Genomic DNA, 24,583 nt, shown 5'->3' with positions numbered 1-24,583 from the left:
GGCCTCGTCGGTCGGGCGGGAGGCGGAGCCTTACAGGCCCGCCGCCTTGCGCAGCGCGTCCACGCGGTCCGTGCGCTCCCACGTGAAGTCGGGCAGCTCGCGGCCGAAGTGGCCGTACGCGGCCGTCTGGGCGTAGATCGGGCGGAGCAGGTCGAGGTCGCGGATGATCGCGGCCGGGCGGAGGTCGAAGACCTCGTCGATGGCCTTCTCGATCTTCTCGGCGTCGATCTTGGCGGTGCCGAAGGTCTCGATGAACAGACCGACCGGCTCGGCCTTGCCGATGGCGTACGCCACCTGGACCTCGCAGCGGGAGGCGAGGCCCGCCGCGACGACGTTCTTGGCGACCCAGCGCATCGCGTAGGCGGCCGAGCGGTCCACCTTGGACGGGTCCTTGCCGGAGAAGGCACCGCCGCCGTGGCGGGCCATGCCGCCGTACGTGTCGATGATGATCTTGCGGCCGGTGAGGCCCGCGTCGCCCATCGGGCCGCCGATCTCGAAGCGGCCGGTGGGGTTGACCAGCAGGCGGTAGTTCTCGGTGTCCAGCTTGATGCCCTCGTCCAGGAGCGCCTTCAGCTCCGGCTCCACGACGAACTCGCGGATGTCGGGGGCGAGCAGGGACTCCAGGTCGATGTCGCTCGCGTGCTGCGAGGAGACGACGACCGTGTCGAGGCGGACGGCCTTGTCGCCGTCGTACTCGATGGTGACCTGCGTCTTGCCGTCGGGGCGCAGGTAGGGGATGGTGCCGTTCTTGCGGACCTCGGACAGCCGCTTCGACAGCCGGTGCGCCAGGAAGATCGGCAGCGGCATCAGCGTCGGCGTCTCGTCGGTCGCGTAGCCGAACATCAGGCCCTGGTCACCGGCGCCCTGACGGTCCAGCTCGTCCTCGTCGCCCTCGACCCGGCTCTCGTACGCCGTGTCGACGCCCTGCGCGATGTCGGGGGACTGCGCGCCGATGGACACGGAGACACCGCAGGAGGCGCCGTCGAAGCCCTTCTTGGAGGAGTCGTAGCCGATCTCGAGAACCTTGTTGCGGACCAGCGTCGCGATGTCCGCGTACGTCTTGGTCGTGACCTCTCCGGCCACGTGCACCAGGCCGGTGGTGATCAGCGTCTCGACGGCGACCCGGGAGGTCGGGTCCTCGCGCAGAAGCGCGTCGAGAATGGTGTCGCTGATCTGGTCAGCGATCTTGTCGGGGTGGCCCTCGGTAACGGACTCCGAGGTGAACAGGCGACGGGACACAACGCTCCCTGGGGTTGCAGCGGCTGCTGGCTGATCATTGTTGGACGGGACGGGGGCTGCGCCCGGCGTCGTCCGAGAACAGTTTATCGGTCGCGCTCGGCCGCGGGCCCACCCGTCTCGTCTCTCGGGAACGCTGTGACCTGCGGCACGGGCATTCTGCCCAATCCTCCGTGGGCTTGGCCAGGGGCGCCACGCCCCAATGTGCGGGGTTTCCGGAGGCCGTGAGGCGAATTGCGACCGTCAGCCGAGTCGCGCGGCCACCAGATCCCACACGGTTTCGGCCAGCGCTTCCTTGGGGCCGTACGGGACGGGCGTCTCGGTGCCGTCGGCGCCCAGCACCACGGCCTCGTTCTCCTCGGCGCCGAAGGTCTTGCGCTCCCCCACCTCGTTCACCACCAGCAGGTCGCAGCCCTTGCGGGCCAGCTTGGTACGGCCGTTGGCCAGCACGTCGTCGGTCTCGGCGGCGAAGCCGACGACCACCTGGCCGGGGCGGGCCCGGTCGGCGGAGATCTCCGCGAGGATGTCCGGATTCCGCACCAGGACGATCGGGTCCGGGTCCTGGCCGTCCTTCTTCTTGATCTTCCCGGCGGCGTACGCCTCCGGCCGGAAGTCCGCGACCGCCGCGGCCATGACCACTGCGTCGGCGTCGGCGGCCGCCTTCAGCACCGCCTCCCGCAGCTGCACGGCCGTACCGACCTGGACGACGTCCACGCCCGCCGGGTCCGGCAGGCCGGTGTTCGCGGCGATGAGCGTGACCCGGGCGCCGCGCGCGGCGGCGGTGCGGGCGAGGGCGTAGCCCTGCTTGCCGGAGGAGCGGTTGCCGAGGAAGCGGACCGGGTCGAGGGGCTCGCGGGTGCCGCCGGCGCTGACGACGACATGCCGCCCGGTGAGGTCGGGCTCGGTGACGCCCCGGGCCAGCACCCGGCGGCAGACCTCGTAGATCTCCGCGGGGTCCGGCAGCCGGCCCTTGCCGGTGTCGACGCCGGTGAGGCGGCCGACGGCGGGCTCGATGACGACGGCGCCCCGGCGGCGCAGGGTCGCCACGTTCTCCTGGGTGGCCGGGTGCTCCCACATCTCGGTGTGCATGGCGGGGGCGAAGACGACCGGGCAGCGGGCGGTGAGCAGGGTGTTGGTCAGCAGGTCGTCGGCGAGGCCGTGCGCCGCCTTGGCGAGCATGTCCGCGGTGGCCGGGGCGACCACCACCAGGTCGGCGTGCTGGCCGATGCGGACGTGCGGCACCTCGTGGACGTCGTCCCACACCTCGGTCGAGACGGGGTTGCCGGACAGGGCCGACCAGGTGGCGGCGCCGACGAAGTGCAGCGCGGAGGCGGTGGGCACGACCCGGACGTCGTGTCCCGACTCGCTCAGCCTGCGCAGCAGCTCACAGGCCTTGTACGCGGCGATGCCACCGCTGACCCCCAGAACGACCCTCGGCTTGTCCACGGTCTCTCCCCGGCTCGGAAAACGCTCGGAACACGTACAACCCCATGACACACCACAGGCCCGGCAGCGTGACTGCCGGGCCTGTGGAAAAGACTGCTGCAAGCAGGAAATATTACTGCGCCGGGCCCTCGACGGCCTCGGACGTCAGGAGTCCCGCGTTGATCTCGCGCAGGGCGATCGAGAGCGGCTTCTCGTGGACGTGGGTGTCGACGAGCGGACCGACGTACTCGAGGAGGCCCTCGCCGAGCTGCGAGTAGTACGCATTGATCTGGCGGGCCCGCTTGGCCGCGTAGATCACGAGGCTGTACTTCGAGTCGGTGGCCTCGAGGAGCTCGTCGATCGGCGGGTTGATGATGCCCTCGGGCGCGGAGATGGAAGAGGACACGCTCTACCTTCCGATGGATGGGAAAGATTAAGTCAGGCGATCAGAGACGATCACACAACGTCCATCAAGGCTAGCAGCTCGCGCGCCACGTCCTCGACGGAGGTGTTGACCAGGGTCTCGTCGAACTCCCGCTCGGCGGCCAGTTCGATCTTCGCCGCCTGGAGCCGGCGCTCGATGACCTCGGGCGGCTCGGTGCCGCGGCCGGTGAGCCTGCGCACCAGCTCCTCCCAGGAGGGAGGAGCCAGGAACACCAGATGGGCCTCCGCCATGGAGTCGCGGACCTGCCGGGCACCCTGGAGGTCGATCTCCAGCAGGACCGGCTCGCCTGCCTCCAGGCGCTCCAGCACGGCCGCGCGCGGCGTGCCGTAGCGGTTGCCCGCGAACTCGGCCCACTCCAGCAGCTCGCCGTTGGCGATCAGCTTGTCCATCTCCTCGTCGGTGACGAAGAAGTAGTGGACTCCGTGCTTCTCGCCGGGTCGGGGCTTGCGGGTCGTCGCCGACACCGAGAGCCAGACCTCGGGGTGTTCCTTGCGCATATGGGCGACGACCGTGCTCTTGCCGACCCCTGAGGGGCCGGAGAGCACGGTCAGCCGCGGACGTTCACTCATGCAGCGATTATTCCAGCAATCCCGGGGTGCCCGGGACTCCCTTCCCGGCAGTGCCCGGGATCAGGAGCCGGTGCTGCCGAACTCACGCTCCAGGGAGGCGATCTGGTTGGAGCCGAGGCCACGCACACGGCGGCTCTCGGAGATGCCGAGTCGCTCCATGATCTGCTTGGCGCGGACCTTGCCCACGCCCGGCAGCGACTCAAGAAGGGCGGAGACCTTCATCTTGCCGATGACGTCGTTCTCCTGGCCCTGCTTGATGACCTCGTGAAGAGAGGCGCCGGAGTGCTTGAGTCGATTCTTGACCTCGGCCCGCTCCCGGCGAGCCGCGGCGGCCTTTTCGAGCGCGGCTGCGCGCTGTTCAGGGGTAAGGGGCGGAAGAGCCACGCCTACGTCACCTCGGATGTTGACTGTCGGATACGGACCGGTGAGGAACCTAGTCGCCCCACACCTGCGGAGTACGAGCAACACGCTTGCCCGTTCTCTGCTCGGAGACTAGCGGGCAAGTCCGCCAGAGTCAGCGAGAACAGCGGAAAAGTCCTGGTCAGCCTCCGCCAGGACGGACATTGCAGACATATTGCCCCGGATTTGAGGATGTATTCAGACTCAAGTCGGCCCGCGGCCACTCCTCGGCGGACTCGAACAAGCGTCTAAATACTCCCGGTCGGCGTCCCGGCGGGACTCACCCGGCCGTCACGGCCGCCCGGATCTCCTCCGCGAACCGCTCGGCGGCCGAGCGCAGCGCTCCGACGTCGGGACCGTGCCGCAGCACCCCCCGGCTGACGTTCGGCACCACGTTGCGCACCGCCGCCCCGAAGACCCGGGGAAGGTCCGCCGGGGTGGCCCCCTGGGCGCCGATGCCGGGCGCCAGGAGCGGACCGTTGATCCTCAGCTCGTAGGAGGACAGATCGCCGAGCGTGGCGCCGACGACCGCCCCGAAGGAGCCGAGCGGCTCCTCCCCCTCGTTCTCGGCGGCCAGGTGGGCCAGCATCGTCGCGCCGACGTCCCGGCCGTCCGCGCGGACCGCGTGCTGGACCTCGCCGCCCTCCGGGTTGGAGGTCAGCGCCAGCACGAACAGCCCCGCGCCGCTCTCCCGCGCCATCGCCACGGCGGGCGCGAGCGAGCCGTAGCCGAGGTACGGCGAGACCGTCAGCGCGTCCGAGAACAGCGGGGAGCCCTTGCGCAGGAAGGACTCGGCATACGCGGCCATGGTCGAGCCGATGTCGCCGCGCTTGGCGTCCATCACGACCAGCGCCCCGGCCGCCCGCGCCTCCTCCACCGACTTCTCCAGCACGGCGACCCCGCGCGACCCGAAGCGCTCGAAGAACGCGCTCTGCGGCTTCAGGACGGCGACCCGGTCGGCCATGGCCTCGACGACCGTGCGGCTGAACCGCTCCAGCCCCGCGAGATCGTCGTTCAGGCCCCACTCCGAGAGCAGCGAGGCGTGCGGGTCGATGCCCACGCACAGCGGGCCCCGCTCGTCCATGGCCCGGCGCAGCCGCGCGCCGAAGGGTTCCAGAGTCATGCGGCGTTCCTCACGTCGGCGCCGACCGCGTCGGCGAGGGTGGCGTACGGGCTGGTGCGCAGGCGGGCGGCGAGGCCCTTGTGGATCGCGCGGCCCCAGAAGGGCCCCTCGTAGACGAAGGCGCTGTATCCCTGGACCAGCGTGGCGCCGGCCAGGATGCGCTGCCAGGCGTCCTCGGCGTTCTCGATGCCGCCGACGCCGACGAGGGTGATGCGGTCGCCCACGCGCGCGTAGAGGCGCCGCAGCACCTCCAGGGAGCGGGCCTTGAGCGGGGCGCCGGACAGTCCGCCGGTCTCCTTGACCAGGGCGGGGTCGGAGGCCAGGCCGAGGCCCTCGCGCGCGATGGTGGTGTTGGTGGCGATGATCCCGTCCAGACCGAGCTCGACCGCCAGATCGGCCACGGCGTCGATGTCCTCGTCGGCCAGGTCCGGGGCGATCTTGACCAGCAGCGGCACCCGGCGCGTGGTGACCGTGCGGTCCGCGGCCTCGCGCACGGCGCTCAGCAGCGGGCGCAGCGCCTCGGTGGCCTGGAGGTTGCGCAGCCCCGGCGTGTTCGGCGAGGAGACGTTCACGACCAGGTAGTCGGCGTACGGCGCCAGCCGCTCGGTCGACTTCACGTAGTCACCTGCCGCCTCGGCCTCGGGCACCACCTTGGTCTTGCCGATGTTCACGCCCACGACCGTCCTGAAGACCGGGTTGCGGGAGGCCAGGCGCGCGGCGACGGCCAGCGAGCCCTCGTTGTTGAAGCCCATGCGGTTGATCAGCGCCCGGTCCGGGACGAGCCGGAAGAGCCGCTTCTTGGGGTTGCCGGGCTGCGGCTCCCCGGTCACGGTGCCGATCTCGACGTGGTCGAAACCGAGCATCGACATGCCGTCGATGGCGACCGCGTTCTTGTCGAAGCCGGCGGCGAGCCCGAACGGCCCGTGCATCCGCAGCCCGAGGGCCTCGATGCGCAGCTCCTTGTGGCGGGGCGCGAGCGCGGCGGCGATGAAGGTGCGCAGCACCGGGATGCGCGCGGCGAGCCGGATCCAGCGGAAGGCCAGGTAGTGCGCCTGCTCGGGATCCATCCTCTTGAAGACGAGGTTGAAGAAGATCTTGTACATGGTCCTCACCGGGGAATGTGCTGTCCGCACCAGAACGGGGTGTCCTCAGCAAGAGGGGGACACCGTTTCCGGTGTCCCCCTCAGGGCTGCTAGTCGCGGGCCGCGGTCAGATGTTCGGCGTGTTCCTGGAGCGAACGGACGCCCACGTCGCCGTGGGTGAGGGCGTCGATGCCCTGCACCGCGGCGGCCAGCGCCTGCACGGTCGTCAGACAGGGCACGGACCGCGCCACGGCGGCCGTACGGATCTCGTAGCCGTCCAGGCGGCCGCCGGTGCCGTAGGGGGTGTTGACGATGAGGTTGACCTCGCCGTCGTGGATGAGCTGGACGATGGTCTTCTCGCCGTTCGGGCCGGTGCCCTCGGACTGCTTGCGCACCACGGTGGCGTTGATGCCGTTGCGCTTGAGGACCTCGGCGGTGCCGGAGGTGGCGAGCAGCTCGAAGCCGTGCGCGACCAGCTCGCGGGCCGGGAAGATCACCGAGCGCTTGTCGCGGTTGGCCACCGAGATGAAGGCGCGGCCCTTGGTGGGCAGCGGGCCGTACGCGCCGGCCTGCGACTTGGCGTACGCCGTGCCGAAGACGGAGTCGATGCCCATGACCTCGCCGGTGGAGCGCATCTCCGGGCCGAGGACGGTGTCCACACCGCGGCCGTGGATGTCGCGGAAGCGCGACCACGGCATGACGGCCTCCTTGACGGAGATCGGCGCGTCCAGCGGCAGCTCGCCGCCGTCGCCGGTGCGCGGCAGCAGCCCCTCGGCCCGCAGCTCGGCGACGGTCGCGCCGAGCGAGATCCGGGCGGCGGCCTTGGCCAGCGGCACCGCGGTCGCCTTCGAGGTGAACGGGACCGTACGGGACGCGCGCGGGTTGGCCTCCAGGACGTAGAGGATGTCCCCCGCCATCGCGAACTGGATGTTGATCAGGCCGCGCACGCCGACGCCGCGGGCGATGGCCTCCGTGGACGCCCTGAGCCGCTTGATGTCGAAGCCGCCGAGGGTGATCGGGGGCAGCGCGCAGGCGGAGTCGCCGGAGTGGATGCCGGCCTCCTCGATGTGCTCCATCACGCCGCCGAGGTAGAGCTCCTCGCCGTCGTAGAGCGCGTCCACGTCGATCTCGATCGCGTCGTCCAGGAAGCGGTCGACGAGGACCGGCCGGGTCGGGCTGATCTCGGTCGACTCGGCGATGTAGGACGACAGCCGGGTCTCGTCGTAGACGATCTCCATGCCGCGCCCGCCGAGGACGTACGAGGGCCGGACGAGGACCGGGTAGCCGATCTCGTCGGCGATGGCCTTGGCCTCGGCGAAGGTGGTGGCGGTGCCGTGCTTGGGGGCCGGCAGCCCGGCCTCCTTCAGGACGCGGCCGAAGGCGCCGCGGTCCTCGGCGGCGTGGATCGCCTCCGGGGACGTACCGACGACCGGGACGCCGTTGTCCTTCAGCGCCTGCGCCAGGCCCAGCGGCGTCTGGCCGCCGAGCTGCACGACGACGCCCGCGATCGGACCGGCCTTCGTCTCCGCGTGGACGATCTCCAGCACGTCCTCCAGCGTCAGCGGCTCGAAGTACAGGCGGTCGGAGGTGTCGTAGTCGGTGGAGACGGTCTCCGGGTTGCAGTTGACCATCACGGTCTCGTACCCGGCCTCGCTCAGCGCGAAGGAGGCGTGGACGCAGGAGTAGTCGAACTCGATGCCCTGGCCGATGCGGTTCGGGCCCGAGCCGAGGATGATCACCGCGGGCTTCTCGCGCGGGGCGACCTCGGTCTCCTCGTCGTAGGACGAGTAGAAGTACGGCGTCCTCGCCGCGAACTCGGCGGCGCAGGTGTCGACCGTCTTGTAGACCGGGCGGATGCCGAGCGCGTGCCGGACCTCGCGGACGACGTCCTCGCGCAGGCCGCGGATCTCGCCGATCTGCTGGTCGGAGAAGCCGTGCCGCTTGGCCTCGGCGAGCAGCTCGGGGGTCAGCTCGGGCGCCTCGGCGAGCTCGTCGGCGATCTCCTTGAGCAGGAAGAGCTGGTCGACGAACCAGGGGTCGATCTTCGTGTGGTCGAAGACCTCCTCGGGCGTGGCGCCCGCGCGGATGGCCTGCATGACGGTGTTGATCCGGCCGTCGGTGGGGCGGACGGACTCCTCCAGCAGCGCGGCCTTGTCGCCGGGCTCGCCCACGAAGGTGAACTGGCTGCCCTTCTTCTCCAGCGAGCGCAGCGCCTTCTGGAACGCCTCGGTGAAGTTGCGGCCGATGGCCATGGCCTCGCCGACCGACTTCATGGTGGTGGTCAGCGTGGAGTCGGCGCTCGGGAACTTCTCGAAGGCGAACCGCGGGGCCTTGACGACCACGTAGTCGAGCGTGGGCTCGAAGGAGGCCGGGGTCTCCTGCGTGATGTCGTTGGGGATCTCGTCGAGGGTGTAGCCGACGGCGAGCTTGGCGGCGATCTTCGCGATCGGGAAGCCGGTCGCCTTGGAGGCGAGGGCGCTGGAGCGGGACACGCGCGGGTTCATCTCGATGACGATCACGCGACCGTCCTCGGGGTTCACCGCGAACTGGATGTTGCAGCCGCCGGTGTCGACGCCGACCTCGCGGATGATCGCGATGCCGACGTCGCGCAGCACCTGGTACTCGCGGTCGGTCAGCGTCATCGCGGGCGCCACGGTGATCGAGTCACCGGTGTGCACGCCCATGGGGTCGAAGTTCTCGATGGAGCAGACGACCACGACGTTGTCGTTCTTGTCGCGCATCAGCTCCAGCTCGTACTCCTTCCAGCCGAGGATGGACTCCTCCAGGAGCACCTCGGTGGTCGGCGAGAGGGTGAGGCCCTGTCCGGCGATGCGGCGCAGTTCCTCCTCGTCGTGCGCGAAGCCGGAGCCGGCGCCGCCCATGGTGAAGGACGGGCGGACGACGACCGGGTACCCGCCGAGCTCCTCGACGCCCCGCAGGACGTCGTCCATGGAGTGGCAGATGTAGGAGCGGGCCGACTCGCCGTGCCCGATCTTCTTGCGGACCTCCTCGACGACCTCCTTGAACAGGTCGCGGTCCTCGCCCTTGTTGATGGCCTCCACATTGGCGCCGATCAGCTCGACGCCGTACTTCTCCAGGACGCCGTTGCCGTGCAGCGAGATCGCGGTGTTCAGCGCCGTCTGGCCGCCCAGGGTGGGCAGCAGGGCGTCGGGCCGCTCCTTGGCGATGATCTTCTCGACGAACTCGGGGGTGATCGGCTCGACGTAGGTGGCGTCGGCGATCTCCGGGTCGGTCATGATCGTCGCCGGGTTGGAGTTGACCAGGATGACGCGCAGGCCCTCGGCCTTGAGCACGCGGCACGCCTGGGTGCCGGAGTAGTCGAACTCGGCGGCCTGGCCGATGACGATCGGGCCGGAGCCGATGACCAGGACGGACTGGATATCGGTGCGCTTAGGCACGCTGGCCCTCCATCAGGGAAACGAAGCGGTCGAACAGGTAGGCGGCGTCGTGCGGGCCGGCTGCCGCTTCGGGGTGGTACTGGACGCTGAAGGCCGGCTTGTCGAGCAGCTGGAGGCCCTCCACCACGTTGTCGTTCAGGCAGACGTGGGAGACCTCGGCGCGGCCGAAGGGGGTGTCGGAGACCTGGTCCGTCGGGGCGTCGACGGCGAAGCCGTGGTTGTGCGCGGTGACCTCGACCTTGCCGGTCGTACGGTCCTGCACGGGCTGGTTGATGCCGCGGTGGCCGTACTTCAGCTTGTAGGTGCCGAAGCCCAGGGCGCGGCCCAGGATCTGGTTGCCGAAGCAGATGCCGAACAGCGGGGTGCCGCGTTCCAGGACCGACTGCATCACGGAGACCGGGTGGTCGGCGGTGGACGGGTCGCCCGGGCCGTTGGAGAAGAACACGCCGTCCGGGTTCACCGCGTAGACGTCCTCGGCGGTGGCGGTGGCCGGCAGGACGTGCACCTCGATGCCGCGCTCGGCCATCCGGTGCGGGGTCATGCCCTTGATGCCGAGGTCGACGGCGGCGACGGTGAACTTCTTCTCGCCGATCGCGGGGACGACGTACGTCTCCTTCGTGGCGACCTCGGCGGCGAGGTCGGCGCCCGTCATCTCGGGGGCCTGGCGCACCTCGGAGAGCATCGTGCCCTCGTCGGGCAGGGCGTTGCCGGAGAAGATGCCGACGCGCATGGCGCCGCGCTCGCGCAGATGGCGCGTCAGCGCGCGCGTGTCGATGCCGGAGATCCCGACGACGCCCTGCCGGCGCAGCTCCTCGTCCAGCGAGCGCCGGGAACGCCAGTTGGACGGCACGCGCGCGGGGTCGCGCACGACGTATCCGGCGACCCAGATCCGCTGGGACTCGGCGTCCTCGTCGTTGACGCCGGTGTTGCCGACGTGCGGGGCGGTCATCACGACGACCTGCCGGTGGTACGACGGGTCGGTGAGGGTCTCCTGGTAGCCGGTCATCCCGGTGGAGAACACGGCTTCGCCGAAGGTCACCCCCACGGCCCCGTAGGCGCGGCCGCGGAACATCCGGCCGTCCTCCAGGACGAGGACGGCGGGAACCCTGGTGGCTCCCCTGGTGGAGGTCGTCATCGTGCGCCTTCCGTGTTGTTGATCATCTGGTTCAGGGTGTCGACCCACTCGGTGTGCTCGGCTGCCGTGTCCGAGCGGAAGCCGGAGTCGATCAGGCGGTCGCCGTGTGCCCAGGTCACCACGAGCAGTCCGCCCTCGGTCAGGACCTTGCCGGCGATGCCCTTGTCGAGCCGGGCCTCGCGCAGCTGCCCGGCCGGGACGAAGAAGTCGCTCGCCCCGGGGCGTACGACGTCCAGGCCCGCCTCCGTCAGCGTGAGCTCGACCCGGCTGCGGGTGCCCAGGCCGTGCGCCACGATGCGGTCGAGCCACTGCCCGGCGGTCGTGGAGCCGTGGTACCGGCCGCTCATCGTCAGTGTGGCCTCGCCCGGCTCGGACGGCGCGCTGGGCAGCTCGGGCAGGTCGCCCTGGAGCGTGCCGCGCCATTTCCAGCCCTCGCGCATCAGCCAGTAGACGAGCGCGACGAAGAGGGCCAGTCCGACGAGCCAGCCGATCCGGGCGGCCCAGTCGGTCACCTCGGCCGACTTCTGCTCGGCCGCGAGGGCGGCCGTGCGTCCGGCCGCGAGGAGGGTTACAGGTGTCACGTGAGCTTCCCGTCGACGAGCGTGGCCTTGCCCCGGAGCCACGTGTGCGTCACACGGCCCGGCAGCTCACGCCCCTCGTACGGAGTGTTGCGGCTGCGCGAGGCGAAGCCCGCGGGGTCCACGGACCCACGGTATTCCGTGTCGACGAGCGTGAGGTTGGCGGGCTCACCAGCCGAGACGGGACGGCCGTGGCCCGTCGCCCGCCCGATCTCGGCGGGCTTGACGGACATGCGCTCGGCGACCCCGGCCCAGGTGAGGAGCCCGGTGTCCACCATCGTCTCCTGGACCACCGACAGCGCGGTCTCCAGGCCGACCATGCCCATGGCGGCCGCGGCCCACTCGCAGTCCTTGTCCTCGTGCGGGTGCGGGGCGTGGTCGGTGGCGACGATGTCGATCGTGCCGTCGGCGAGCGCCTCGCGCAGCGCCATCACGTCACGCTCGGTGCGCAGCGGCGGGTTGACCTTGTAGACCGGGTTGTACGAGCGCACCAGCTCATCGGTGAGCAGGAGGTGGTGCGGGGTGACCTCGGCGGTGACGTCGATGCCGCGGGACTTGGCCCAGCGCACGATCTCGACGGACCCGGCGGTCGACAGGTGGCAGATGTGGACGCGGGAGCCGACGTGCTCGGCGAGCAGGACGTCCCGGGCGATGATCGACTCCTCGGCCACCGCGGGCCAGCCCCCGAGCCCCAGCTCGGCGGAGACGACGCCCTCGTTCATCTGGGCGCCCTCGGTCAGCCGCGGCTCCTGGGCGTGCTGCGCGACGACGCCGCCGAAGGCCTTCACGTACTCCAGCGCCCGGCGCATCATCACGGCGTCGTCGACGCACTTGCCGTCGTCGGAGAAGACGGTGACCCCGGCCGCCGACTCGTGCATGGCGCCGAGCTCGGCGAGCTTCTTGCCCTCCAGGCCGATGGTCACGGCCCCGATGGGCTGCACGTCGCAGTAACCGTGCTGCTGACCGAGCCGGTAGACCTGCTCGACCACACCGGCGGTGTCGGCGACGGGGAAGGTGTTGGCCATGGCGAACACGGCCGTGTAGCCGCCACTGGCCGCCGCGCGCGTACCGGTCAGAACGGTCTCGGAGTCCTCACGGCCCGGCTCGCGCAGATGGGTGTGCAGATCGACCAGGCCCGGCAGCAGCACCTTGCCGGCCGCCTCGACGACCTCGGCGCCCTCCGCGCTCAGACCGGTGCCCACCTCGGCGATGGTCGCACCGCCGATCAGGACGTCCTGCGGCTCGCCGCCGAGCACCTTCGCACCACGGATCAGGATCTTGCTCATCTGTCTTACTTCTCCTCGATGCGGGTGTGGGTGACGGCGGGCTGGTTGCCGCCCAGCAGCAGGTACAGGACGGCCATCCGGATGGAGACTCCGTTTGCCACCTGCTCGACGACGGTGCAGCGCTCGGAGTCGGCGACCTCGGCGGTGATCTCCATGCCGCGCACCATCGGCCCGGGGTGCATCACGATGGCGTGCTCGGGCATCTTGGCCATGCGGTCGCCGTCGAGGCCGTAGCGGCGCGAGTACTCGCGCTCGGTGGGGAAGAAGGCGGCGTTCATGCGCTCCCGCTGGACGCGGAGCATCATCACGGCGTCGGACTTGGGGAGCACGGCGTCGAGGTCGTACGACACCTCGCACGGCCAGGTGCCGACGCCGACCGGCACCAGGGTGGGCGGGGCGACCAGGGTGACCTCGGCGCCGAGGGTGTGCAGCAGGTCGACGTTGGAGCGGGCGACGCGGCTGTGCAGGACATCGCCGACGAGCGTGATCCGCTTGCCGGCCAGGTCCTGGCCGATCCCGGCGTCCCGGCCGACGAGCCGGCGGCGCATGGTGAAGGCGTCCAGCAGGGCCTGGGTGGGGTGCTGGTGGGTGCCGTCACCGGCGTTGATCACGACCGCGTCGATCCAGCCGGAGTTGGCGAGCCGGTACGGCGCTCCGGACGCGCCGTGCCGGATGACCACGGCGTCGACGCCCATGGCCTCCAGCGTCTGGGCGGTGTCCTTGAGAGACTCGCCCTTGGAGACGCTGGATCCCTTGGCGGAGAAGTTGATGACATCCGCGGACAGGCGCTTCTCGGCGGCCTCGAAGGAGATGCGGGTGCGCGTGGAGTCCTCGAAGAAGAGGTTCACGATGGTGCGGCCGCGCAGGGTCGGCAGCTTCTTGATGGGCCGGTCGGCCACCCGGGCCATCTCCTCGGCGGTGTCGAGGATCTGGACGGCGTCGTCGCGGGTGAGATCGGCGGCCGAGATGAGATGACGCTGCATCTGTCAGGCTCCGTAAGGCAGTTCAGGTATCGGGAGATTCCGGGCAGGCGAGGGCGCGCCGAACGGGCGGACGCGTTCCGGCTGCTACGAGGTCTGCTTCACACCGAGCAGCACGGTGTCGCGACCGTCCTCCTCGGTGAGCTGGACCTTGACCGTCTCCCGCAACGACGTGGGGAGGTTCTTGCCGACGTAGTCGGCGCGGATGGGCAGTTCGCGGTGGCCGCGGTCGACGAGCACGGCGAGCTGCACGGCGCGGGGGCGGCCGAGGTCGTTCAGCGCGTCGAGGGCGGCACGGATGGTGCGGCCGGAGAAGAGCACGTCGTCGACCAGGACGACCAGACGGCCGTCGAGCCCGTCAGCGGGGATCTCCGTGCGGGCGAGTGCGCGCGGCGGGTGCATGCGCAGGTCGTCGCGGTACATGGTGATGTCGAGTGAGCCGACCGGGATCTTGCCGCCGGTGATCTCTTCGAGCTTCTCGGCCAGTCGCCGGGCGAGGAAGACGCCCCGGGTCGGAATGCCGAGGAGCACCACGTCGTCGGCGCCCTTGGCGCGTTCGACGATCTCGTGGGCGATGCGGGTCAGTACCCGCGCGATGTCGGGGCCCTCGAGAACGGGCCGCGCATCGGACGCATGAGTGTCCATGGGAAAAGGACCTCCTTCTCCGCCTCACGGGACGGACCTTAAAGGACGTCGGGTTTGCGTCATCCACCGTAGCAGGCCCGGAACCGGACCCGGATCACCCCTTTGGCCCAACCGATGGCCGCGACCACGGAAGAGTCGGTGTGGACCATTCGGCTTGACGCACGAGAGTCACGCTGCGTAACCTCACAGTGAGTTACCAGCCGCGCGGCAGGAAGACGGCCGGCCGCGTCGACACAGTGTCCGGGGAGCTATATGTCCAGCGAATACGCCAAACAGCTCGGGGCCAAGCTCCGGGCCATCCGCACCCAGCAGGGCCTTTCCCTCCACGGTGTCGAGGAGAAGTCCCAGGGACGCTGGAAGGCCGTGGTGGTCGGTTCGTACGAGCGCGGCGACCGTGCCGTGACCGTGCAGCGCCTTGCCGAGCTGGCGGATTTCTACGGCGTTCCGGTGCAGGAGCTGCTGCCCGGCACCACGCCGGGCGGGGCCGCCGAGCCGCCGCCGAAGCTGGTTCTGGACCTGGAGCGCCTGGCCCACGTACCGGCCGAGAAGGCGGGGCCGCTGCAGCGCTACGCCGCGACGATCCAGTCGCAGCGCGGTGACTACAACGGCAAGGTGCTCTCGATCCGCCAGGACGACCTGCGCACACTCGCCGTCATCTACGACCAGTCCCCCTCGGTCCTCACCGAGCAGCTGATCAGCTGGGGCGTGCTGGACGCCGACGCCCGTCGCGCGGTGTCCCACGAGGACAGCTGACCCAACTGCCGACTGAGCAGAAACGTGCCGCCGGGGTGGCCGGACCGCTGAAGGTCCGGCCACCCCGGCGGTTTTTCTGTCCCGCACGGGGCGGCGGCCACGCAATGCCGCCAGGAGCAGCTCCCCAGGGGCGCGGGGAACTGCGCGACCAGCTGCGGCCCACCGCCGGGCCGCCCGCAGCCGACACCACCCCGCCCCTGGGCGCACGAACGCCGGGGGCCCGCAGCAAGCCGCGCTGCGGGCCCCCGGCGTTCGTCGTACCGCCGCCTACGCCTCCCGGCGCAGCGTCGGCTTGAGCTCCTTCAGACGGCCGAGGAGGCCGTTCACGAACGAGGGCGACTCGTCCGTGGAGAACTCCTTGGCCAGCTGCACCATCTCGTCGAGCACGACGGCGTCCGGGGTCTCGTCGACCCAGATCAGCTCGTAGGCGCCGAGCCGCAGGATGTTGCGGTCCACGACCGGCATCCGGTCCAGCGTCCAGCCGACCGAGTACTGCGCGATCAGCTCGTCGATCCGCCGCGCGTGCTCCGCGTAGCCCTCGACGAGCTGCATGGTGTACTCGCTCACCGGCGGCTGGCGGGTGTCGGCATGGGAGAGCCGGACCCAGTCCGCGAGGACGGTCAGGACGGCGGCGTCGCGCTGGTCGCCCTCGAAGAGGATCTGGAAGGCGCGCTTGCGGGCCGTGTTGCGGGCAGCCACGGTTAGCTGTTCACCCGGCCGAGGTAGTCGCTCGTGCGGGTGTCGACCTTGATCTTCTCACCGGTGGTGATGAAGAGCGGCACCTGGATCTGGTGACCGGTCTCCAGGGTGGCGGGCTTGGTGCCACCGGTGGAGCGGTCGCCCTGGACGCCCGGCTCGGTCTCCTGGACGACGAGCTCGACGGCGGCCGGCAGCTCGACGAAGAGCACCTCGCCCTCGTGCTGCGCGACGGTGGCGGTGAAGCCCTCGATCAGGAAGTTGGCGGCGTTGCCGACGGCCTTGCGGTCGACCATCAGCTGGTCGTAGGTCTCCATGTCCATGAAGACGAAGTACTCGCCGTCCATGTACGAGAACTGCATGTCGCGCTTGTCGACAGTGGCCGTCTCGACCTTGACACCGGCGTTGAACGTCTTGTCGACGACCTTGCCGGAGAGCACGTTCTTGAGCTTGGTGCGCACGAAGGCCGGGCCCTTGCCGGGCTTGACGTGCTGGAACTCGACGACGGACCAGAGCTGGCCGCCTTCGAGCTTGAGCACCATGCCGTTCTTGAGGTCGTTCGTGGAAGCCACGGTTGCGGAATCTCCTGGACTGACGTGGACGACCCCGGCGCACGCACTCCTACAGCGCGAGCAGCTCCTTGGTCGTGATGGTGAGTAGCTCGGGTCCGCCGTCCGCCTCGGGGCGGACGACGAGCGTGTCATCGATCCGGACGCCGCCCCGGCCCGGGAGGTGAACCCCCGGTTCGACGGTGACCGGCACGCAAGCGTCCAGTTTACCCATGGCCGCGGGACCCAACTGCGGGTCCTCGTCGATTTCGAGCCCGACGCCATGACCGGTGAGCGGTGGCAGCCCCTCCGCATGCCCCGCGGAGTCCAGCACCTGGCGGGCCGCGCGGTCCACGTCGCGGTAGGCGGCGCCGGGCACCAGGCTCTCCCGGCCGGCGCGCTGAGCGGCGAAGACGAGGTCGTACAGCTCGATCTGCCAGTCGGCCGGCGAGGTGCCGATGACGAAGGTACGGCCGATCTCACAGCGGTAGCCGCGGTAGGTGGCACCCAGGCAGACGGAGAGGAAGTCGCCCTCCTCGACCCGCCGGTCGGTGGGCCGGTGGCCGCGGCGGCCGGAGTTCGGGCCGGTGGCGACCGAGGTCGGGAAGGCGGGGCCGTCGGCGCCGTGGTCGACGAGCCGGCGTTCCAGCTCCAGGGCGAGATGCCGTTCGGTGCGGCCGACGAGGATGGACTCCAGCAGCTCGCCGAGGGCCTGGTCGGCGATCTCGGCGCCGATGCGCAGACAGGAAATCTCCTCCTCGTCCTTGACCACCCTGAGCTGTTCGACGGCTCCGCCCAGCTCCGCGAGGCGCAGCCGGGGCGCCACCGAGCCGATGGCCCGGTACCGGGCGACGGTGAGGTGGTGCTCCTCCACGGCCAGGGATTCGGCGCGCTGTCCCCCGGCGAGATCGGCGGCGGCCACCGCGGGGTCACCGCCGGCGCCGGGGACCCGGTGCACGCGCAGCGCCTCGTCCGGGCGGCCCTCGGCGGGGCGGTCGTCCGGCGGTCCGGTGCACACCAGGACGTCCTCGGTACGGCCGATCAGCAGGACGGCGTTCTTGGGGGCCGCGCCCGCCAGGTAGCGGACGTTGGCGGGGCGGGTGACCAGAGCGGATTGGCTGCCGCCGGCTTGGCAGTGGTCCCGCAGGCGGGATCTTCGGGTGGCGTACACCTCTGACATGACACGAGCGTAGGAGTTGTGTAGGTGCGGCGCCGTTCGGGAGGGCCGAGTGGGGGGTGGCTGTGGTCGTTCCGCCGGGCGCGGGCCGGTGGGGGCTTGTCGCGCAGTTCCCCGCGCCCCTGGGTGGGTCCGCTCCCCTGCGCCAAAAAGATCCCTACCAGCTCGGCGGGCTCGCTATGGAGCGGGCGAGGACGTCGTCCAGGACCTGTGCCGTCTGCTGCACGTCCAGCTGGGAGTTGTCGATGATCGGCAGGCCCGAGCCGTACCAGCCAGCCATGCGGCCGTGGATGCGGGCCACCTCCTCGTCGGTGAGGCGGCGGTTGCCGGAGCGTTCCGCGTTGCGCTCCAGGACGATCTCCAGGCCCGGCAGGAGGACCACCGGCAGCAGACCGGGGCCCACGTGGCGCTTCCAGCCGCCGAGGCCGACGACCGGGCGGTCGGGGAATACCGCGTCGTCGAGGATGCAGGAGATGCCGTTGGCCAGGAAGTTGCGGGCGGCGAAGCCGCAGGTGCGGCGGGCCAGGCGGTACTGGGCCTCGGAGTGGTCGTTCCAGCCGGTCTGGGGATCGGCGAAGCCGGAGCGGACCCATTCGCGGACGTCGTCGAGGCTGATGTGGGCGGTGGGCACCCGGCGGTGGTCGGCCCAGTACTTGGCGACGCTGGTCTTGCCGGCGCCCGCCGGGCCGATGAGCAGCACCGCGAGGGTCGTGCCCGACGGATCGGGCGCGCCCGGGGCGGGGGCGGGCGGCATGGCGACCGGGCCGCCGGGGGGCAGCGGTACGTGGCCGGTGGTGTCCGGGGCCGGGGGCCCCGGGACGTGCGGGGGCGCGGGCGGGACCGGGCCCGGGGGCGGGCCGGCGAAGCCGGGCGCCGGCGGTGGGACGGGGGCGGCCCCCTGGTGCGGGCCCGGGTGGTGTGCGGCCGGGGACCAGCCGACGGCCGGTCCGTGCCCCGGCTGGTGGGGCGGCGGCAGCGGAGAACCCACTGCGTGCTGCATCCGGTGCCACTCCATCTCGTACGGGACATTGGCGCTGGCAGCGAGGGGCGAGCCCCGCTCCCTACCGAACGGTACCGCCCCCGGCCGCTGTTTGGTGAACGGCCGGGGGCGGTCCGAAGTGCCCCTGCGCACAGGCAAAATGGGGCGTACGGCGCCCCGGCGGACTTACTGGCCCACTTCTCCGTACGCGGCGAGCAGCACGGCCGGGTCCGGTCCCTCCAGGACGGTGGGCTTGGCCAGGCCGTCCAGGACGATGAAGCGGAGCAGGTCGCCGCGGGACTTCTTGTCGACCTTCATGTTCTCCACCAGCTTGGGCCACTGGTCGTAGCGGTAGTGCAGCGGAAGGCCGACCGCCTCCAGGATCGTGCGGTGACGATCGGCGGTCGCGTCGTCGAGACGGCCGGCCAGGCGGCCCAGCTCGGCGGCGAAGTGCATGCCGACGGCCACCGCGGCGCCGTGGCGCCACTTGTAGCGCTCGTTCTTCTCGATGGCGTGGCCGAGGGTGTGGCCGTAGTTGAGGATCTCGCGCAGGCCCGACTCCTTCAGGTCCGAGGAGACGACCTCGGCCTTCACCCGGATCGAGCGCTCGATCAGCTCGGCGGTGTGCGGTCCGGCCGGGGTGCGGGCGGCCTCCGGGTCGGACTCGATGAGGTCGAGGATCGCCGGGTCGGCGATGAAGCCGGCCTTGATGACCTCGGCGAGCCCGGAGACGTAGTCGTTGACCGGGAGGGAGTCCAGTGCGGCCAGGTCGCACAGCACGCCAGCGGGCGGGTGGAAGGCGCCGACGAGGTTCTTGCCCTCGGCGGTGTTGATGCCGGTCTTGCCGCCGACGGCCGCGTCGACCATGGCGAGCACGGTCGTGGGGATCGCGATCCAGCGCACCCCGCGCAGCCAGGTCGCGGCCACGAACCCGGCGAGGTCGGTGGTGGCGCCGCCGCCGACGCCCACGACGACATCGGTGCGGGTGAAGCCGGACTGGCCGAGCGCCTTCCAGCAGTAGGCGGCGACCTCGGCGGTCTTGGCCTCCTCGGCGTTCGGCACCTGGATGGCGACGGCGTCGAAGCCCTGTCCGACGAGGTCGGCACGCAGCGCCTCGCCGGTCTCGGCGAGGGCCTCGGGGTGGATGACGGCGACCCGCTTGACCCGGTCGCCGATCAAAGTGCCGAGCTCGCCCAGGAGTTGACGGCCCACCAGGACCTCGTACGGCTCGCTGCCCGCCGTTCCGCCGACCTGGATCCGCGTCACTGCCTCGCTCATGCTTCTTTCAACTCCAGTGCGTCCAGGGCGGCTCGGGTGACTTCTTCGGGCGTACGGCCGTCGGTGGCCACGACCGCCGTGGCGATCTGCTCGTACAGATGGCGGCGGGCCTCCATCAGCTCGCGCCACTGCTTGCGGGGGTTGACCGCGAGCAGCGGGCGGGCGGCGTTCAGGCCGGTGCGCTTGACCGCCTCCTCGACGTCCATCGAGAGGTAGACGACCCGCTGTCCGGTCAACGCCGTGCGGGTGTCCTCGTCCAGGACGGCGCCGCCGCCGAGCGCGAGGACCCCCTGGTGCTCGGCCAGTGCCCGCAGCACCGCCCGCTTCTCGATCGCCCGGAAGGCGGGCTCGCCCTCGTCGACGAAGATCTCGGCGATGGCCCGGCCCTGCTCGGCGACGATGTCGTCGTCGGTGTCGCGGTAGCCGACGCCGAGCCGCTCGGCGAGCAGCTGCCCGACGGTGGACTTGCCCACGCCCATCGGGCCGACGAGCACCACCAGCGGGTTCACCGGATCACCAGGTTGTCGAGGTACGAGCGCACGTTGCGCCGGGTCTCGGCGACCGAGTCGCCGCCGAACTTCTCCGCCACCGCGTCCGCGAGGACGAGGGCCACCATGGCCTCGGCGACGATACCCGCGGCCGGGACCGCGGAGACGTCGGAGCGCTGGTGGTGGGCGGCGGCGGCCTCGCCGGTGGTGACGTCCACGGTCTGCAGGGCGCGCGGCACGGTCGCGATCGGCTTCATCGCGGCCCGGACGCGCAGCAGCTCACCGGTGGTCAGGCCGCCCTCGGTGCCGCCGGAGCGGCCGGAGACGCGCTTGATGCCCTCGGGGCTGTTCACGATCTCGTCGTGCGCCTTGGAGCCCGGCACCCGCGCCAGTTCGAACCCGTCGCCGAGCTCCACGCCCTTGATGGCCTGGATGCCCATGAGCGCACCGGCGAGCCGCGCGTCCAGCTTGCGGTCCCAGTGCACGTGCGAGCCGAGGCCGACGGGGACGCCGTAGGCCAGGATCTCGACCACGCCGCCGAGGGTGTCGCCGTCCTTGTGGGCCTGATCGACCTCGGCGACCATCGCCTTGGAGGTGTCCGCGTCCAGGCAGCGCAGCGGGTCGGCGTCCAGCTTCTCGACGTCGGCCGGGGTCGGGTACACGCCCCGCGGAGCCTTCACGGAGCACAGCTCGACCACGTGGCTGACGATCTCGATGCCGGCGGTCTCCTTCACGTACGACCGCGCCACCGCGCCGAGCGCCACCCGGGCCGCCGTCTCACGCGCCGAGGCGCGCTCCAGGATCGGCCGGGCCTCGTCGAAGCCGTACTTCTGCATGCCGGCGAGGTCCGCGTGGCCGGGGCGGGGCCGGGTCAGCGGGGCGTTGCGGGCGAGCCCGGCGAGGATCTCCGGGTCGACCGGGTCGGCCGCCATGACCTGTTCCCACTTGGGCCACTCGGTGTTGCCGACCATGATCGCCACCGGGGAGCCCAGGGTGAGGCCGTGCCGGACGCCGCCGAGGAAGGTGACCTCGTCGCGCTCGAACTTCATCCGCGCACCGCGGCCATAGCCGAGCCGGCGCCGGGCCAGGTGGTCCGCCACCATCTCCGTGGTGATCGGCACGCCGGCCGGGAGGCCCTCCAGCGTCGCCACGAGTGCGGGGCCGTGGGACTCACCCGCGGTCAGCCAGCGCAACCTGCTCAACGATGCTCCTCAGTGCTCGCGCCCTGGTACTGCCCTTCGTACGCGTGTGCTCGCGTACGGCGACGGCACGACCAGGTGCGCGGCCCCGGCCCGCCACTTCCGATCCTCCCACGTCCCGGTGCGGTCCCCGGTCGCCGGTCCATCAGTCGGACGCGAATGTGCCAGCGCGCGACGCGGGTGCGCCATCAGGCGGAGCTGTCCTCCGGGCGCCGCTGCGGGGCGTACGGGCCGAGGTGATCGGCTCCGCTGCCCTGGTCGTAGCGCATCGCGGGCACCGGCTGCGGCTGCGGCTGACGCAGCGCGCGGCGGCGGGCGAGCTTGTTGCGCAGCCTGATGACCCAGGTGGCCAGCAGTGCGAGCACGATCAGGACGAGCACGGTGTTCTGCACCCAGTCGGGCAGGAACCACAGCAGGCTCTCGAAGATCTGGCTCTTGCCGGACGCCAGCGGCTGACCTGTGGACATCGGACGCGTTCCCCTCCCGGTCCCGCCCCCTGCGGAACCGGAAGGATCCTAGCGGGCGTCGAGCGCGTGTTCGCCCGCTTTTCGCATGGCGTCCAGCGGGGCCGGCGTGCGCCGCGTCATCTGCTCGACCTGGAGCACCGCCTGGTGCACCAGCAGGTCCAGCCCGCTGACGACGGCCCCGCCGAACATGGACCAGCGGGCCGCGAGCGGGGTGGGCCAGGGGTCGTAGAGCACGTCGAACAGCGTGGCGGGGCGCTCCGGTACGGCGGAGGCGAGCTCGTCGGTCGCACCGGCCGGAGTGGTCGCGACGACCAGGGGCGCGCGGAGCGCCTCGGCGGCGTCCGCCCAGTCCGCGGTACGCACCTCGACGTCGAGCCGCTCGCCCCACTCCCGCATCTCCGCGGCGCGGGCCGCGCTGCGGACGTAGGCCACGACCTCGCCGGTGCAGACGCGGGCGAGGGCGGCCAGCGCGGAGGAGGCGGTGGCGCCGGCGCCCAGGATCGCTGCCGAGTCGACCTGCTCGATGCCGCGTTCGCGCAGTGCGGCGACCATGCCGGGGATGTCGGTGTTGTCGCCGGTGCGGCGGCCGTCCTCGGTGAACACGACGGTGTTGACCGCCTCGACCGAGCGGGCCGTCTCGCTGATCTCGTCGAGCAGCGGGATGACGGCCCGCTTCAGCGGCATGGTCAGCGACAGTCCGGCCCACTCCGGACCGAGTTCGGCGAAGAACCCGGGCAGTGCGGCCTCGTCCACCTCGTACCGGTCGTACGTCCAGCCGGTGAGCCCCAGCTGCTCGTAGGCGGCGCGGTGCAGCACCGGCGAGAGGGAGTGGGCGATGGGCGAACCGAGCACGGCGGCCCGGCGGGCGTCTGGGCCCTGACCTGTCATGGCACCTGTCCTTGAGCCGTCAGTCGTTGTTCCGCGACGCGTTGAACTGCTCGACCAGCTTCTCGTGCTCGGCGAGCGTCTTGGTGAACTTGCTGGTCTTGCCGTCCAGCGAGATGAAGTAGTACCAGCCGTCGTCCGTCGGGTTCAGCGCGCCCTTCAGCGCCTCCTCGCCCGGGTTGTCGATCGGGCCGGGCGGCAGTCCCTTGACGAAGTAGGTGTTGTACGGGTTGTCGTACTCCCGCAGCTCGGCGATCGTCAGGTCGATCTTGCTCTGGTTCTTGATGTAGTTGTACGTGGAGTCGAACTCCAGCGAGCCGTAGGTCTCGGGGTTGCCGGGCTTGAGGCGGTTGTAGACGACCTCGGCCATCTTGCGGAAGTCGTCGTGGCTGGTGCCCTCGGCCTGCGCCAGGCTCGCCACGGTGAGCAGCTGCCAGGGGTTGTCCAGGCCCAGGTCCTCGGCCTTCTTCTCCAGGCCGAGCTCCTCGTACTTCTCGGTGGCCCGGGCGACCATCTGCTTGAGGACGGCCTCGGGCTTCTGGCCCTTGGCCACCGGGTAGCTGGACGGGTAGAGGAAGCCCTCCAGCGGATCCTTGACGTCCTTGTGGCCCGTCGCCCACTCGGGAAGGCCGAGGCTGTCCGCCTTCTCGTCGGCGATCTCCGCCGTGGTGCCCTTGTCGAGTTCGAGGCGCGCGTCGATCAGTTTGTAAACCGCGACATTGCGGGTGCCCTCGGGGATGATCAGGTTGTTCTGGCTCTTCGGGCTGAGCATGAGGTCGACCGCGCTGGCGGCCGACATCTCCTTCTCCAGCGTGTAGACGCCCGCCTGGATGGTGTTGCCCTTGGGGTTCTGCTGCTGGGCGGCGACGAACGCGTCGACGCTCTTGACCACGCCCTTCGCCTTCAGCTCCTGGCCGATGGCATAGCCGCCGGCGCCCTTGGGGATCTCGACGGTCACCTGCTCGCCGCTGCCGCTGCCCGCGTAGTCCGGAGCGGCGCCGAAACGATCCTGGTAAAACTGATAGCCGAAATATGCGACCCCGGCGATGCCTCCGCCGAACACCAGCAGGACCACCAGGCAGGCGCATCCGTTACGGCTTTTCTTGCTGCCTTTGCCGCCCCGGCCCCGCCGCTCCCCGCGGCCGCGCCGGCTCCCCGGCTCGTCGTCCGTGGCGTCGTCATCGCCACCGCCGCCCGCGAAGAAGGCGTGCTCGCCCTGGTCGGGACCCGGGTCCCAGTCGGTGCGCGGCTCCGGCTCGGCCGGCCGTCTGCTCGGCGGCTCCGGCGGCGGGTACGCCTCGGGCGTGCCGTAGAAGTCCGGCTGCTGTTCGCCGTAGACGGCGTTCTGCTGGCCGTAGGGGTCCGCGGGGTCGGTGTACTGGACCTGCCCGTGCGTACCGGTGCCCCAGCCGTTGTTGTCGTACCCCTGCTGACCCTGGCCCTGGTACTGCTGGTCGTACTGCTGCTGGTCGTACTGCTGCGGGTACTGCTGCTGCGCCTGACCGTATCCGTCCTGCTGGCCGGTGCCCCAGTCGCCGTACTGCGGCTGCTGCGGCTGCTGCTGCTCCGGATAGTGCTGCGGCTGGCCGCCGTAAGGGGACTGCTGGCCCGCCTGAGCCTGCTGTCCCTCCCATCCACCGTCCCCGTGATACGGGTCCTCGGGATGCCACGGTTCGGAGCCCTGGCCCCGGCCATACTCAGTCATCGATCCCCTAGAGCCGCGAGGCGGCGGTCGCGCGGCGTGGGGGCCCGCTTCCGTTCCGCCTCTCTTTGTGCGGCGGCTGTTCGAAC

24 protein-coding genes are annotated in these 24,583 nt (G+C 70.9%); 1 reads left to right on the top strand and 23 read right to left on the bottom strand.

Annotated features, from left to right (window positions below; genetic code table 11):
* Positions 1-30 precede the first annotated feature (30 nt).
* From metK to pyrR, 13 genes are all read right to left on the bottom strand, one after another.
* Positions 31-1,239 (bottom strand): methionine adenosyltransferase, encoded by a 1,209-nt coding sequence (gene metK / locus M8H82_RS22750; protein ID WP_250076731.1) that lies wholly within the window; start codon positions 1,237-1,239, stop codon positions 31-33.
* 240 nt (positions 1,240-1,479) lie between these two features.
* Positions 1,480-2,682 carry a bifunctional phosphopantothenoylcysteine decarboxylase/phosphopantothenate--cysteine ligase CoaBC gene (gene coaBC / locus M8H82_RS22745; protein WP_250076730.1) on the bottom strand — a complete coding sequence of 401 codons (1,203 nt, stop codon included), beginning with the start codon at positions 2,680-2,682 and terminating at the stop codon, positions 1,480-1,482.
* 112 nt (positions 2,683-2,794) lie between these two features.
* The gene (gene rpoZ, locus M8H82_RS22740) at positions 2,795-3,067 is read right to left on the bottom strand and encodes a DNA-directed RNA polymerase subunit omega (protein ID WP_003988945.1); all 273 of its coding nucleotides are present in this window, start codon (positions 3,065-3,067) and stop codon (positions 2,795-2,797) included.
* Between the two features lie 50 nt (positions 3,068-3,117).
* On the bottom strand, positions 3,118-3,675 hold the full coding sequence (gene gmk, locus M8H82_RS22735) for a guanylate kinase (protein ID WP_250076729.1): 558 nt from the start codon (positions 3,673-3,675) through the stop codon (positions 3,118-3,120).
* Between the two features lie 60 nt (positions 3,676-3,735).
* Positions 3,736-4,059 (bottom strand): integration host factor, encoded by a 324-nt coding sequence (locus M8H82_RS22730; protein ID WP_003977346.1) that lies wholly within the window; start codon positions 4,057-4,059, stop codon positions 3,736-3,738.
* A 295-nt stretch (positions 4,060-4,354) separates the two neighbouring features.
* Positions 4,355-5,197 carry an orotidine-5'-phosphate decarboxylase gene (gene pyrF, locus M8H82_RS22725; RefSeq protein ID WP_250076728.1) on the bottom strand — a complete coding sequence of 281 codons (843 nt, stop codon included), beginning with the start codon at positions 5,195-5,197 and terminating at the stop codon, positions 4,355-4,357.
* Positions 5,194-6,300, bottom strand: coding sequence for a quinone-dependent dihydroorotate dehydrogenase (locus M8H82_RS22720; protein WP_250076727.1), 1,107 nt, complete (start codon positions 6,298-6,300; stop codon positions 5,194-5,196). Before M8H82_RS22720 ends, pyrF begins: the two co-directional genes overlap by 4 nt.
* 89 nt (positions 6,301-6,389) lie before the next feature.
* Complete coding sequence (gene carB, locus M8H82_RS22715; protein WP_250076726.1) at positions 6,390-9,698, bottom strand: carbamoyl-phosphate synthase large subunit; 3,309 nt, start codon at positions 9,696-9,698, stop codon at positions 6,390-6,392.
* The gene (gene carA, locus M8H82_RS22710) at positions 9,691-10,833 is read right to left on the bottom strand and encodes a glutamine-hydrolyzing carbamoyl-phosphate synthase small subunit (protein WP_250076725.1); all 1,143 of its coding nucleotides are present in this window, start codon (positions 10,831-10,833) and stop codon (positions 9,691-9,693) included. The genes carB and carA overlap by 8 nt, the downstream gene beginning before the upstream one ends.
* Complete coding sequence (locus M8H82_RS22705) at positions 10,830-11,414, bottom strand: hypothetical protein (RefSeq protein WP_250076724.1); 585 nt, start codon at positions 11,412-11,414, stop codon at positions 10,830-10,832. The genes carA and M8H82_RS22705 overlap by 4 nt, the downstream gene beginning before the upstream one ends.
* Complete coding sequence (locus tag M8H82_RS22700; RefSeq protein WP_250076723.1) at positions 11,411-12,697, bottom strand: dihydroorotase; 1,287 nt, start codon at positions 12,695-12,697, stop codon at positions 11,411-11,413. The genes M8H82_RS22705 and M8H82_RS22700 overlap by 4 nt, the downstream gene beginning before the upstream one ends.
* 5 nt (positions 12,698-12,702) lie before the next feature.
* On the bottom strand, positions 12,703-13,680 hold the full coding sequence (locus M8H82_RS22695; protein WP_250076722.1) for an aspartate carbamoyltransferase catalytic subunit: 978 nt from the start codon (positions 13,678-13,680) through the stop codon (positions 12,703-12,705).
* Positions 13,681-13,764: 84 nt separating this feature from the next.
* On the bottom strand, positions 13,765-14,322 hold the full coding sequence (gene pyrR / locus M8H82_RS22690; protein ID WP_250076721.1) for a bifunctional pyr operon transcriptional regulator/uracil phosphoribosyltransferase PyrR: 558 nt from the start codon (positions 14,320-14,322) through the stop codon (positions 13,765-13,767).
* Between the two features lie 252 nt (positions 14,323-14,574).
* Between pyrR and bldD the strand changes: the two genes are divergently transcribed.
* Positions 14,575-15,075: a transcriptional regulator BldD gene (bldD, locus tag M8H82_RS22685; protein WP_007380685.1), complete on the top strand. Its 501-nt coding sequence runs from the start codon at positions 14,575-14,577 to the stop codon at positions 15,073-15,075.
* A 267-nt stretch (positions 15,076-15,342) separates the two neighbouring features.
* Here bldD and nusB read toward each other — a convergent pair whose 3' ends face one another.
* From nusB to mltG, 10 genes are all read right to left on the bottom strand, one after another.
* Positions 15,343-15,774, bottom strand: coding sequence for a transcription antitermination factor NusB (nusB, locus tag M8H82_RS22680; protein WP_250076720.1), 432 nt, complete (start codon positions 15,772-15,774; stop codon positions 15,343-15,345).
* Positions 15,775-15,776: 2 nt separating this feature from the next.
* On the bottom strand, positions 15,777-16,343 hold the full coding sequence (efp, locus tag M8H82_RS22675; protein WP_250076719.1) for an elongation factor P: 567 nt from the start codon (positions 16,341-16,343) through the stop codon (positions 15,777-15,779).
* Between the two features lie 49 nt (positions 16,344-16,392).
* A complete protein-coding gene (locus M8H82_RS22670) occupies positions 16,393-17,499 on the bottom strand; it encodes an aminopeptidase P family protein (protein WP_250076718.1) in 1,107 nt (368 codons plus the stop codon).
* A 154-nt stretch (positions 17,500-17,653) separates the two neighbouring features.
* The gene (locus M8H82_RS22665; protein WP_250076717.1) at positions 17,654-18,496 is read right to left on the bottom strand and encodes a Pro-rich N-terminal domain-containing protein; all 843 of its coding nucleotides are present in this window, start codon (positions 18,494-18,496) and stop codon (positions 17,654-17,656) included.
* Between the two features lie 165 nt (positions 18,497-18,661).
* A complete protein-coding gene (aroB, locus tag M8H82_RS22660) occupies positions 18,662-19,753 on the bottom strand; it encodes a 3-dehydroquinate synthase (RefSeq protein ID WP_250076716.1) in 1,092 nt (363 codons plus the stop codon).
* On the bottom strand, positions 19,750-20,232 hold the full coding sequence (locus tag M8H82_RS22655) for a shikimate kinase (protein ID WP_250076846.1): 483 nt from the start codon (positions 20,230-20,232) through the stop codon (positions 19,750-19,752). The genes aroB and M8H82_RS22655 overlap by 4 nt, the downstream gene beginning before the upstream one ends.
* Positions 20,233-20,258: 26 nt before the next feature.
* On the bottom strand, positions 20,259-21,443 hold the full coding sequence (aroC, locus tag M8H82_RS22650) for a chorismate synthase (RefSeq protein ID WP_250076715.1): 1,185 nt from the start codon (positions 21,441-21,443) through the stop codon (positions 20,259-20,261).
* A gap of 185 nt (positions 21,444-21,628) precedes the next feature.
* On the bottom strand, positions 21,629-21,907 hold the full coding sequence (locus M8H82_RS22645) for a hypothetical protein (RefSeq protein ID WP_250076714.1): 279 nt from the start codon (positions 21,905-21,907) through the stop codon (positions 21,629-21,631).
* Between the two features lie 48 nt (positions 21,908-21,955).
* Positions 21,956-22,795 carry a shikimate dehydrogenase gene (locus M8H82_RS22640; protein ID WP_250076713.1) on the bottom strand — a complete coding sequence of 280 codons (840 nt, stop codon included), beginning with the start codon at positions 22,793-22,795 and terminating at the stop codon, positions 21,956-21,958.
* Between the two features lie 19 nt (positions 22,796-22,814).
* Positions 22,815-24,497: an endolytic transglycosylase MltG gene (gene mltG / locus M8H82_RS22635; RefSeq protein ID WP_250076712.1), complete on the bottom strand. Its 1,683-nt coding sequence runs from the start codon at positions 24,495-24,497 to the stop codon at positions 22,815-22,817.
* Positions 24,498-24,583 lie beyond the last annotated feature (86 nt).

Origin of the sequence: Streptomyces sp. YS415, from assembly GCF_023544665.1 — a bacterium.
Lineage (GTDB): Bacteria > Actinomycetota > Actinomycetes > Streptomycetales > Streptomycetaceae > Streptomyces.
The sequence above is the reverse complement of the archived record's forward strand: the minus strand, read 5'-3'. Positions and strand labels throughout refer to the sequence as shown.